The sequence below is a fragment of the Pumilibacter muris genome (genome assembly GCF_943193045.1).
In the GTDB taxonomy this organism is placed as follows: Bacteria; Bacillota; Clostridia; order Christensenellales; family Pumilibacteraceae; genus Pumilibacter; species Pumilibacter muris.
Window position 1 is genome coordinate 1 of the sequence record NZ_CALPCN010000002.1, and the last position, 12516, is coordinate 12516.

General features: G+C 47.6%; 8 protein-coding genes and 1 rRNA gene. 2 read left to right on the forward strand and 7 right to left on the reverse strand.

Annotated elements, in window-relative coordinates:
* A 23S ribosomal RNA gene (locus tag NFR62_RS02685) occupies positions 1 to 782 on the reverse strand; the annotation flags it as partial.
* A 458-nt stretch (positions 783 to 1240) separates the two neighbouring features.
* On the opposite strand from NFR62_RS02685, the gene NFR62_RS02690 reads away from it, so the two are divergent.
* Positions 1241 to 2080: an MBL fold metallo-hydrolase gene (locus tag NFR62_RS02690; protein ID WP_251613538.1), complete on the forward strand. Its 840-nt coding sequence runs from the start codon at positions 1241 to 1243 to the stop codon at positions 2078 to 2080.
* A gap of 74 nt (positions 2081 to 2154) precedes the next feature.
* On the opposite strand, the gene NFR62_RS02695 is transcribed toward NFR62_RS02690, so the two are convergent.
* From NFR62_RS02695 to NFR62_RS02705, 3 genes are all read right to left on the reverse strand, one after another.
* Positions 2155 to 3027 (reverse strand): mechanosensitive ion channel family protein, encoded by an 873-nt coding sequence (locus tag NFR62_RS02695; protein ID WP_251613541.1) that lies wholly within the window; start codon positions 3025 to 3027, stop codon positions 2155 to 2157.
* Positions 3028 to 3180: 153 nt separating this feature from the next.
* The gene (locus NFR62_RS02700) at positions 3181 to 5850 is read right to left on the reverse strand and encodes a calcium-translocating P-type ATPase, PMCA-type (protein WP_251613556.1); all 2670 of its coding nucleotides are present in this window, start codon (positions 5848 to 5850) and stop codon (positions 3181 to 3183) included.
* A 258-nt stretch (positions 5851 to 6108) separates the two neighbouring features.
* Positions 6109 to 6312 (reverse strand): helix-turn-helix domain-containing protein, encoded by a 204-nt coding sequence (locus NFR62_RS02705; protein WP_251613558.1) that lies wholly within the window; start codon positions 6310 to 6312, stop codon positions 6109 to 6111.
* 103 nt (positions 6313 to 6415) lie between these two features.
* Between NFR62_RS02705 and NFR62_RS02710 the strand changes: the two genes are divergently transcribed.
* Entirely contained in the window at positions 6416 to 6712 is a 297-nt protein-coding gene (locus tag NFR62_RS02710; protein ID WP_251613560.1) for a hypothetical protein, read from the forward strand.
* A 27-nt stretch (positions 6713 to 6739) separates the two neighbouring features.
* Here NFR62_RS02710 and NFR62_RS02715 read toward each other — a convergent pair whose 3' ends face one another.
* The 3 genes from NFR62_RS02715 to NFR62_RS02725 all read right to left on the reverse strand — a co-directional run bounded on the left by NFR62_RS02715 (position 6740) and on the right by NFR62_RS02725 (position 12364).
* Positions 6740 to 8830, reverse strand: coding sequence for an efflux RND transporter permease subunit (locus NFR62_RS02715; protein ID WP_251613562.1), 2091 nt, complete (start codon positions 8828 to 8830; stop codon positions 6740 to 6742).
* A gap of 108 nt (positions 8831 to 8938) precedes the next feature.
* Positions 8939 to 10849, reverse strand: a complete 1911-nt coding sequence (locus NFR62_RS02720) for a fructose-1,6-bisphosphatase (RefSeq protein WP_251613565.1) — start codon at positions 10847 to 10849, stop codon at positions 8939 to 8941.
* A gap of 258 nt (positions 10850 to 11107) precedes the next feature.
* Entirely contained in the window at positions 11108 to 12364 is a 1257-nt protein-coding gene (locus NFR62_RS02725; protein WP_251613568.1) for a hypothetical protein, read from the reverse strand.
* Positions 12365 to 12516 lie beyond the last annotated feature (152 nt).

Consider the following 12516-nt stretch of genomic DNA (forward strand, 5'->3'; position numbering starts at 1 on the left):
CCTCCACAGAATTTTACTTCTGCTTCATCCTGCTCATGGTTAGGTCACCAGGTTTCGGGTCTACGTCATGCTACTATCTCGCCCTGTTAAGACTCGCTTTCGCTTCGGCTCCGGTACTTTATACCTTAACCTCGCAACACAACGTAACTCGCCGGCCCGTTCTACAAAAAGTACGAGGTCGCGCGTTGGTATTGCTACCCGTAGCGCTTCCTCTGCTTGTAAACATACGGTTTCAGGTTCTTTTTCACTCCCCTCCCGGGGTGCTTTTCACCTTTCCCTCACGGTACTATACTCTATCGGTCATCAGGTCGTATTTAGCCTTAGGAGATGGGCCTCCCGCATTCCCACCGAGTTTCTCGTGTTCGATGGTACTCTGGATACTCACGGCTCTCTTTGCATTTCGGCTACGGGACTTTTACCCTGTTTCGTGACGGTTTCCACACGCCTTCGCCTATGCTCCGAGATACCTTCTGTGAGTCCGAACCCCGCACATATTTCTATATGCGGTTTAGGCTCTTACCCGTTCGCTCGCCACTACTTAGGTAATCGTTGTTTTACTTTCTCTTCCTTCGGGTACTAAGATGTTTCAGTTCCCCGAGTTCCCCTCGCCACACTATGTGTTCATGTGGCGATACCCATACTCTCGCATGGGTGCGTTTCCGCATTCGGACATCTGCGGCTCATAGCTCATTTGCAGCTCCCCGCAGCTTTTCGCAGCTTGTCACGTCCTTCTTCGGCGCCTGATGCCAAGGCATCCTCCGTACGCTCTTATTAGCTTAATCTAAAGTCTTTTGCTTTACAGCAAAATCTTCTTTCCCTAATATTAACATTACGTCAATATTCCTTGACCTACTCAATTCTTTTTCAGTTCTTTTTTGGTTTCTCTGAATTACAAGACTTCAATATCTTTATATGTTCTTGCCTATTACCTTTCTTGCTCTTTCAATATTGATTTCTTTTCTTCTTCTATGCAGTTGTCAATGTGCGTTGCGCTATCGCGGCTTAACGGCCGCAGGCTGTCTCTCAAAGCGACAGCTTAAATAGAATACCACATACCAAAAAGAAAGTCAACTGTTTTTTTATAAATAATTGACGAATTTTTAAAAGATTTTCTTAATTTCTTTAATTCGCGCGCATATTCGCCGTTTTGCGACTTTTAAAAAACGCAAAACACGGCAAAAGCCCCGCAGGTTGACAAATTTGCGCGTGTGCCGTATAATTATATAGAAAGGAGAACGCCATGAAACTTACGTTTTTGGGAACGGCAGCGGCGGAAGGCTTGCCCGCAGTTTGGTGTAACTGCGCGGTTTGCCGCAAAGCCAAAGAAGCGGGCGGAAAAGAAATCCGCACCCGCAGCCAAATTCTTATAGATTACAAGTTGCTTGTAGACTTCCCTATGGACACCTACATGCACATGCTCGGAGACAAGCTCGATTTATCGAAAGCGGACACCGTTTTGATTACTCACGCTCACATGGACCATTGCTATCCGCAAGAATTCGTTTTGCACGGCGAACCGTTCGCGCACGGCATGACCGAACCCAAAATAACTGTTTACGGAAACTCTACGGTTGCCGAAACGTTCGCAAAAGCCACGCGCGCAGAACTCAAACCCGAAATCGCGCCGTCCGTTCCCATGAAAACGGTTAAGCCGTTCGAGCAATTTAAAACCGCTTCGGGCTACAACGTTACCGCGCTTCCCGCCGTTCACACCAAAGGAGAGGACTGCCTCTTTTACGCCGTAGAGCATTGCGGCAAAACGGCGCTATTATTCAACGACAGCGGAATTTTACCCGACGTTACCTATAATAAAATGGCGGAGCTCGGATTAAAATTCGACCTTGTGAGTTTCGACTGCACCTACGGGCACGCAAAGCACGGCGAGGGCAGACACATGGGCGCGCTCGACGCCGACGGAGAACGCGACAAAATGAAAGCGCGCGAGCTTGTGCACGGCGGTACAAAATATGTGCTCACCCATTTTTCGCACAACTGCAACCTTAGCCACAGCGAACTTTGCGAAATAGAAAAAGACTACGGATTCACCGTAGCCTACGACGGTATGACTGTTGAAATATAGCCTGCTTTAAAACAATCATAAACAAAGCCCGAACGCGGTTAGCCGTTCGGGCTTTATATATTGCTTTCCAAATTTTATTTTTTCGCTTCTTTTTGAGAAATTACGTTTACGTCAAGCTTATTATAAGGTATTTCAATACCCTCTTCTGCAAAACGTTTTGTCATTCTCTCGTTAAGGTCAAAGTATACCGACCAGTAGTCGGCGGTCATAACCCAACAGCGGCAAACGAAATTCAACGAGCTCGAAGCCTGTTCGTTTAGGCGCACTGTGTAGCCGTCGTCGTGCAGCACAAGCTCGTGCTTATCGAGTTCTGACGTGATTACAAGCTTAACCTTGTCTATGTCAGTTCCGTAAGCGACGCCGAAAGTAAGGTCTACGCGGCGTTTTTCTTCGGTTGAGTAGTTTATTATATTGCCGCCCGCAACCGACGAGTTGGGAACGGATATAACTTTGTTGTCGGGGGTTTTTATTTTAGTGGAGAACAGCGTTATTTTTTCAACAGTGCCGCTCACTCCCGCGATTTCGACAAAGTCGCCCTCTTTGAACGGATGATTCGTAACAAGTATCATACCGCTTGCAAAGTTCGAAATAACCGACTGAATGGCGAGCGAAATTGCCAAAGTGCCAACCGTGAACAAAGCGACAAAGCTCGAAGTGTTTATGCCCAAAATGTGCAAAACCGTTATAAGATAAATAAAGAGCAACGCTATCTTTATAATAGTTACTATAAAGTTTCCCGCAATGCCTTTTAGCTTGCTTCTGCCTATTATCTTTCTGACAACCGTTAAAATTATTTTAACGATTATAAGCCCGACGACGGCAACGGCAATTAAAGCGATAATTTTAAGCCAACCGCGCTCGTCGATAAACCAACCGGTTAGCGACGCCCAAATTCTTTTGAAAAAATTCACAATGCCCGAAGCCGCCAACAATGAAAAAACGTTCATAAGCTCCTCCTGTTTTTTAACGCTACTATTATATCATTTTATATGGCGGCATGTCAAAGCAATTTTTTGCATTTTTTTGAGTTTTAAATAATAAACCGATATAAAAGACGGACGCTTTTTGCGCCCGTCTTTTTTATACTATATGAATTTCATTTAAGCCTTTTTTCTCGCTTTAACTGCCCGCGTTATGAGCTTGTAAATTTCGTTGAACGCCACAATCGACACGGTAAATGCCAAAACTTTAAGCCAAGTTATTATATCGAGCGGCGCCACGTCGAACACCACAGAGCCGAACTGCGTTATAAGAACTTGAAGCCCGAACGTTACCGCCATAACAATCCACATAATTTTATTGCGGCGAAGCCCTTCGAACACACTGCGCGTTCCGAGCTCGCGCGCGTTTACCGCGTTGAAAAGTTGGAAGAGCACAAACGCCGTAAATATCACCGATTTTTCCATGCCGCCGGGAACTTTAAGAAAATTAAATTCGCCTTGAAGCAAAAGCATTACGGTAACGAACAGTCCGTTGGTTAAAATTCTTGCGAGCATTGTTTTGGTAACTATTCCGCTGTTTCGCCTAATCGGCTTACGGTTCATAAGTTCGGGTCCGCCCGCTTCAAGCCCCAAACTGAGCGCGGGAGGTCCGTCCATAATAAGATTTACCCACAAAAGTTCGAGCGCGTTAAACGGGGCTTCTCCACCGGGAATGAGGGAATATATAATAGTTAAAAGCACAGCCGAAATATTCACGGTGAGCTGAAAAAGGATGAACCGTTGGAAATTCTCGTAAATTCCCCGCCCCCACTGCACGCTTTTAACTATGGTGGAAAAGCTGTCGTCCAAAAGAACTATGTCGCTCGCTTCTTTGCTTACTTCTGTGCCCGTTATGCCCATAGCTATGCCTATGTCGGCGTTTTTAATCGCGGGAGCGTCGTTTATTCCGTCGCCCGTAACCGCAACCACTTCGCCGTTCGCCATAAGCGCGTTTACTATGCGCAATTTGGTTTGAGGGGTGGAGCGCGCAACCACCCTTATTTCGGGCAATCTGCGGTAAAGCTCGGCATCGGGCATTTCCTCTATTTGCGCCGCCGTATACACCTGTTCGTCAGATTCCGCAATTTTAAGCTCGCGGGCGATTGCGCGCGCCGTCACAACGTTGTCGCCCGTAAGCATTTTTATACCCACGCCCGCCGCGCGGCATTTATCCACAGCCTCGTAAACTTCTTTTCTAACAGGGTCGCTTATAACGGCAAATCCGTCGAACACCAAATTGCGCTCTATTGCAGCTCTGTCGGTTTCGTAGTTGGGCGAGCCGTGCACAATGCCGTGCGCGAACGCTATAACGCGCTTTGCCTGCGCTTGCTTTTCGGCAAGGTCGCGCTCTATGCGTCTCTTTTCGTCTGCCGACATCTCGCACATGTCGAGCACCTTTTCGGGCGCGCCTTTAACAAAAGCCACAAGCGAACCGTTCTTTTTCACAACGGTGGTCATTTTCTTTTCTTCACTCGAAAACGCATAACGGTGCGCGATTTGAGCGGACGTGCGCACATGTTCGTAAGGCTCGCCGCACGCCGCCGCGTATGCCTTTAACAAAGCGCACTCGGTGGGATTACCCACAAAAAGTTCTTTTCCGTTCTCGTCCTCGCCCAAATTCGCGGTGCTGTTCACCGCAAAATTTTCGAGCATGAATTTATCGCGGAGCGACTGCGGAGACATAAACTTTCCGCCCGAGAAAACCTCGCCGACAGTCATTTTGTTTTCGGTGAGAGTTCCCGTTTTATCCGAGCAAATAACGCTTATGCACCCCACAGTTTCGCACGCGACCATCTTTTTAACGAGTGCGTTTTGCTTAGCCATTTTAATAACGTTTAGCGCGAGCGACACGGCAACTATCGTGGGAAGTCCTTCGGGCACCGACGCAACAATCAAAACTATGCTCGTTATAAAAATTTCCTGCACGTTATCGAAACTCGCCGACTTTGTAACAAGCATAGTTACGAGCCTAACTATAAACACGGCAGCCGCCGCAAGAGCGCCCATAAGCGTTATTATTTTGCCGAGCTTATCGAGCTTGTGTTGAAGCGGCGTGAGCTGAGTTTTTACTCCGCTTAGCGATTTGGCTATTTGCCCTATTTCGGTGTTGTCGCCCACCGCCACCACAACGGCGGTAGCGTTGCCCGCAGTAACGTAGCAACCGCCGTAAACCATGTTTTTGCGTTCTGCAAGAGGCACGGCGCGGTTCTTATACACCTCGTTCGCTTTCTTGCGGACGGGGTGACTCTCGCCCGTGAGCGGCGACTCGTCCACCGCAAAATTCTCGGAATCGAGCAAACGGCAATCTACGGGAATTTTGTCGCCCGTTTCGAAAAGCACAATGTCGCCCGCCACAAGCTCGCTTTGCTTGATTTTTTCGGTTTTGCCCGAGCGGCGAACTTTAACGAGAACGTCTTCGCCCATTCGTTTTAAGGCGTCGAACGCTTTAAGGCTTTTGCCTTCCATAATTATGGTTATGGTTACGCTTATTACTATTGCCGCAACTATTCCCACGCACTCTATGTAGTCGAACCTGTCGCCGCGCGCAACCTTTATTATGTTTACCGTAACAGTAATTGCAAGCGCCACAAGCAAAATAATCATCATAGGTTCGGTTAGCCCGTCTATGATTCTTTTAAAAAGCGATTTCGGCTTTGCCGCGCTTAGTTTGTTCTCTCCCCACTTTTTGGCGTGAGACGCTATTTGCTCGTGATTAAGTCCCGTTTCGGGGTTGGTGTCCCATTCGGCGACAGCTTCTTGCGCCGTTAGTTTTTCCGCGTTTACTGCCATGAAACGTATCTCCTTCTCAACAAATTTATGCCGCCGAATCGCGGCAAATGCCCGTTTGCCAAATTGGTTTAAAAAAAGACTTCTGCCATTAAAAAATGACAAAAGTCTCATTACCTCGCGCAAATTCACAAGGCGACGGGCGCCAGCCGCTTTAAGTGCGGCACGTTGTTGACATCCCGTCCTTAGAATTACTCCCTTTTGATGTTCTTATTTTAACACCGAAGCGCAAATATGTCAAACAATTTTCGCGCTTTATTTTTAATCGACTATTCCAAGCAAATAATCCGCTGAACAATCCAAAACCGCGCACAATTCTCTAATCATTTCAATCGACGGCTGACTTCTTCCCTTTTCCCAAGAATATATACTGTCTTCTGAAATTTTAAGCGCGTCAGCTAACGCCTTTTGCGTTTTACATTTTTCCAAACGCAATTCTTTTAATCTTACGGTAAAAATATCCATGTTTTAATTATACCGCAAAAATTACGGAAATGCCTTGACAACCGTAAAAATTACGGGTATAATATAGAAAAACCGTAAAATTTACGTCAAAAAGGAGCAATCTATGAAATTAGACTATAACGGTAGCGTACCGCCCTATATAGGTTTTTCCATCACAAAAACCGAAGATTTAAATGCAAACCGTCTGCTTGCATTATTTTTAGGCGAATGCGACATTCTCAACATTCTGTTTTCCGAAACCGAAACAGTAAAGTTATTTTCCGCAATGGTGCAAGAATTTGCGGAAACAAATTCGAATTTTAAAATGTGCGATTACTTAACAAATTTTTTAGGCACTCTATGCGACTGTTTTTTGGAATTTTTAGCCACATGTTCGCACGTTCATGTTCTAATCGATTAAGAGTTTAACTTGACAAATTATAGTCCGTTACTCCTTAAACCTCGTTCCGAACGAGGTTTTTTGAATAACTTTATCGAGCAAATAAAGTAGCTCGGGCAACAGCACAAGCACGAGCACTATTGCGGCAAGAGCTCCGCGCCCCAACAGCATGCCTATTGTGGAAATCGCGGCGCTCGACGAAATGCCGCCCACGATAAATCCCGCAATGGTGAGAATAAGTCCGCTCGTGAGCACCGTAGGCATACTACTGCTAAGAGCCGCTTTTAGCGATTCGAGTTTGCCTGCGGTTTTGCGCATTTTCGTATAGTGTTCGGTTATAAGAATGGCGTAGTCTATCGTTGCGCCCATCAAAATAGCCGACGCGATTAAATACGACATAAAGAATATGGGCTTGCTCATTAAAAACGAAACCGACATTGCGGCATACACTGCGCCTTGAATAATGAGTACCAAAACTACGGGCAAAGAGAACGAGCGGAAAGTCAGCCCTATAATCAAAAGTATGGAAAATACGGTTATAAGATTTGTTACAAGCAAATCGCCTCCGAACGACTTACTAATATCGTAGTTGCTCATAACGCCGCCCGCGATAAAAGTGTTGCCTTCGCCGTATAGCGCGTTCAGCTCGGCTTTCATTTCGTCGATATACGCAAAAGCCGCGTCGCTCGCTTCCGGCATATCGAAAGACAAAATCATTCTCGAATGTTCCTCGCCGTTCAAAAGTTCGCCCACCTGCGCTTTCACTTCGGCGCGCACCTGTTCTTCCATAATGGGGCGCCAAAATGCGGGCAATGTTTCAAGCACCGATTGCGTGGCTTTTTCCACCGCCGAATTATATGTTTGCGCCGATTTAAACGGAATTTGTTCGCCCATTTTCAACGAAGAAAGCTTTTCCGTAAAAGCGTCCTGCTTTGCGTAGTCGGCTTCGGTTTCGGCTTTGGGAATTATAACAATCATATTCGAATCGGGCGCGAACACCGCTTCTATTTGCTCGAGTTCTTCGCTCGGCTGGCTTTCGGTGAAAGAATATGTGTTGAACGACTGCAAAACCGCGCCCGTAGCAATAAGCGCGATTAAAAGCACAGGCAAAACATAGCGCGCCTTAACTACGCCCGTTGCGAGTTTGTCGCCGCCGAGCGGAAGCGGACGATGCCGCAGTTTTAAAAGCGGCTTATTTAACAGCACTATAAGTCCGGGCATTAGGAAGAACACGGTTAGCATGCTTATAATAATGCCTTTGCTCATAACAAGACCTATGTCGAGCCCTATGCCGAAGCTCATGAACATTAGCGCCACAAGTCCCGCAACCGTTGTGAGCGACGACGATATAATCGGCTTAACCGACACGGCAACCGCCTTTGCGGCGGCGTTCTTCACGGGCTCTCCCTTTTCGGCGAACGAATCGAAATTGTGCAACAGCACAATGGAATAATCCATTGCGAGCGCAAGTTGCAATATTGCCGCCACCGATTTTGTTATATAAGATATTTCGCCCAAAAAATAATTCGTGCCTAAATTTATTAAAATTGCCACGCCAACCACAAGCAAGAAAATAACGGGCTCGAACCACGAACGCGAGGTTGCCAACAAAATTGCCACAACCACGAGCACCGATATAATCATGATTAGCGTCATTTCGCCGCCTATTCCGTTTTGCATACGGGTGCCGTCTACCGCGCTGCCGCTCGTGTAGCTTTGATAGCCCTCTTTTGCGAGAAGAGACTCAACCTCTTGCACAGCCTTTTGCGCGGTGTTCGAAAAATCGCCGCCCTCAACGGTAAGTTTTATAAGAGCGCAGTTGTCTTTGTAGCTGTTTTTGTCGTTCGCGTCGAACGAAACAAGGCTCACGTTCGGCAACGCTTTTAAACGCTCGGAAAGCGATTGCGCTTCGGAGGCGCTCACGTCTTTAACCATAACGTTCACAAAGCTGTTCATTCCCCACTCTTTTTCTATAACGGTGAGAGCTTGCCTCGTTTCCATATCGGGCGGAAGATAGCTTGCAATATCGTAGTTTGCCGACACTTTGGGAAGCAATATTAAAGAAACGGCAAGCATTGCCGCAAAAACGCCGAAAAGCGCATATCTGTATTTAACCGTAAAACGCCCTAACTTTTCCATCTTTTTAATGCCGTTTTTTAATACCTTAAAACGAATAGTTTTTGCAAACGCGACGCGCCCGCTTTAATGCCGTAAAACGAATCAATTTCCGCAAACGCGACGCGCCCGCTAAACTTCTTTGCCGAATTTTTCTTTTAACAACGTTTTTAACGCGGCTATTTGGCTGCGTATGTTTTCGCCGGTGTCGGTGTCGGCAACTTTAAGCCTACTGCCTACGGTATCGAAAACGTTCACGTTCGAAATTATGTCGCGGTTAGAGGCAATCGCCTCTTCCACTCCGCAAAAAGGACTGTGCGCGGCAAGCCTCATGCCGTAAGAATTGTAAATAAGCGTATAGCCGGCTATTCCCGTTCTTTCGTGATACGCTCTGCAAAAACCGCCGTCTATAACAACGAGTTTTCCGTTCGCTTTAACGGGATTTTCTCCCTCTTTGAAATGCACGGGAATATGCCCGTTTATTATGCGGCAGTGCTCGCCCGAAAGTCCGAACTCCGCCAAAATTTTTTGCGCGACTTCGCGTTTGCGACTCAATGTGTAGTACGGGTTTTTTTCTTCGGCGCACAGCTTAGAGTTCGGCAAATATATGCTTTCGAAAGTTGCGAGCTTTTTGCGCCCGAAAAGCGGACTGCCGCTGCCACACCACAAATACCAAAACACGTCGGTGTCTTTTTCTTTTCCGCTCGCCGCCGCTCTTTTAACAAGGCGAACAAATTCGTCCATACACGCCTTGCCGCGCTTGTTGCCGCATGCGGCAACGGGCAAAAAGTCGCCGTTTTCGTCAAGCGGAATACAGCCGTGAAAAATAAGGTTGCCGTTGCAAACCGAATAAATAGAACCTTTGTTCATTAAAAAGCCGACGTGCCGCCTAAGCTTTTCGCTTCCCGTAAACGATTTAACGAGACACGCAAGAACGTTTTCTTCTTCGGCGGTGAGTTTTAAAGGCTCGCGCGAATGTAGAGTAGCAAAGTCGGAAGCGTCTATTTTAACGCTCATACCGTCGATTTCTACGGTGCCGCTTCTCAAATCTATTTTCTTTAAAAGCGAACGGTTTTCCATACCGTATTCGGGGTGGCGCGCAATGGCTTGCCCTTCGAGCTTTAAAAGCATAATGAAAATAGCTTTGCGCATTTTAGCCGAAAGTACGGCGTCGGTTTCGCTTATCTTTTTGCCCGACGCGTTTATTGCGAATTTCGGCTCGTACTTTTGCTTGTCGGCAAAAAACGCAAGCTCTCTAAGCGATATGCCGTAGCCCATTTCAAGGAGTTCGAGGTTGCCGTATTTAAGGCAAAGTTCCACAACAGTAGCCACGCACGCGCGGGAACCGAAGAACGCGCCCATCCACAAAATATCGTGATTGCCCCACTGAAAGTCTATGCTGTGGTGCGAACACAAAATATCCATTATTTTATCGGGATTTTCGCCCCTGTCGAAAACGTCGCCCACAATATGAAGCCTGTCTATAGCCAAACGTTTTATAAGCGCGGCTATTGTCTCCAAAAAAGTGTCGGCGCAACCGAGCTTTATAATTTCCGAAAAAATTTCGTCGTAATACGCTTCGCGGTCGCCACCGTCGGCGGCGGAATGAAGCATTTCGTCTATTATGTAGTCGAAGCGCGGCGGCATTGCTTTGCGCACTTTGCTTCGCGTATATTTTTTTCCGCATTCGCGCGCCAAAAGCGTTAGGCGGTATAGCATGGTTTTATACCACCCCGACATCTCCGCGCCCGAATTTTTTGCCGCCTCGATTTTCTCCGCAGGGTAATAAACCGTTGTGGCAAGTTCGCTCCGTTCGGAAGAAGAAAGAAGTTTGCCGAAAAGCTCGTCGATTTTCGCGCGTATAACCCCGCTGCAACTGTTCATGAGGTGACAAAAAGCGCCGTATTCGCCGTGAAGGTCACTCAAAAAGTGCTCCGTTCCTTTAGGCAAGCGCAAAATAGCTTCGAGGTTTATAATTTCGGTAACCGCGTCTTGCGCGGTAGGAAACCGTTCGCCGAACAGCTTTTCGGTAAGTCCGTCCAAATTGCATTTCTCCTTTTTGTTATGCGTGTTGTTAAAAAGACTGCTTCGCTACGCTCGCAGTGACATTTGTCCTTAGCCGAGCGCGCGCATACTTGTTATTGCGAGGAGCCGACAGGCGACGCGGCAATCCGAGTCGCCGTTGCAATTATAGCCTCGTTGTTGCGAATTTGTCAAGCGTTCGACCATTGCCAAAACCGAAAAGCGACCCGCCAAACTTTGCAAGCCGCTTTTTCGAATATGAAGTTATTTTAGTTTTCCCTATTTCTTGTTTGCCGTGCTCATAGCTTTTAAGAGGGTGGAAAGCGCCTCTTTGAATTTTTGTTGAAGCTCGGGCGAATTGTTTTCGGGCTTGCCGCGTTCTCTTTGGAGCTGCAACGCAACTTCTTTCATAGTGGCAATGGGCGCGCCTTCGCGGCTTATTGTTTCTATTCTCGCCAAAACGTCTTGCGCTGTGGAAGAACCGCCTTGCGCCGACGGGCGTTGTTGCGTTTTGGGAACGGGCTGAGGCGCGGGCTCCGCAGGTTTAGCCGCAGGCTCGGGCTGAGCTTGAGCGCGAGCGGCTTCGCGCTGAGCTTGTTCGGCGCGGAGTCGTGCAAGAGCTTCGGCGCGGGCTTTCGCTCTCGTTTCCGCTTCGCTCTCTTGCGGGGCGGGAGTTATAACCGGTTCGGCGGAAACTTCGGGCTGAGGCGCGGGCTCCGGTTCGGGCTGAACGATAGGTTCGGCAGTTTGCATAACTACGGGTTCGGGTTCTTGCATAACTACGGTGTGAGGAATTTCCTCCTCTTCCTCGTCGGCAAGTTCCACGTTTATGCGCTCGGGCTCCCCGAACGTGGGGTCGAACGCTATTGTTTTGGGTTCGGCGGTTATGGGTTCGTTAGACGCGAACGGAATTTCCGCCGCGTTCGTATCTGACGCCGAACCGCGCGAAGCCGCAGCTCCGCCGCCCATGCAAACTCCGAGAGCTTCCACATACGCGTCGTAAGTTTTAAGTCCGCCTTTTAAAACCGCTGTGGATATTAGCCCTGCGGCAAGACGCAACACCATAACTCCTACGGTTACAACCGCAGGAACAACATACATAAGTCCGCCGGGAAATTTAGCGCTGCTCCACTTATCGGTGCCGCTCACCACTCCCGCCAAAAAGAACACCAAAAGTATGGAAAGCACGCCCGCCGCAGTAACCATGCCGGGTAAGTGCGCCGCCACGCTTTCTTTAAAAGGAGAATAAACGCAAGCGTCTTGCGTTATATAATCGTCGGGCTTTCCGCCGTTTTGTTTGAAAGCCTTATATTGTTTTTTCACGCGCAAAGGCATTTTTTCTTTGGCGGACTTTTGAAAATCTTCAAGGGTTCCGCCCTTTATCGCGGCTTTGGCTCCCTTTTTGAATTTTCCGAGCTCGCCGCCGAACGAAAGCAACAGCCCCGCCACAAACACGAGCGCAACTATGCCCAAACCGAGCGCAATAAGCACTGTTCCGTTCAACTTTCCTACTATTTGAGCTATTTTCTCCAACATATCTGTTTTCTCTCCAAACAGTATTCTTTCTACACGACGTATTGCCGAAAGTTCGCCGGCAAAACGTTGCAAGCAAACTTACCCACTTCTATTATACCACACAGAAAACAAAAACGCTATACTTTTTAAACGTTTTTTTCTTAAAATTTGTT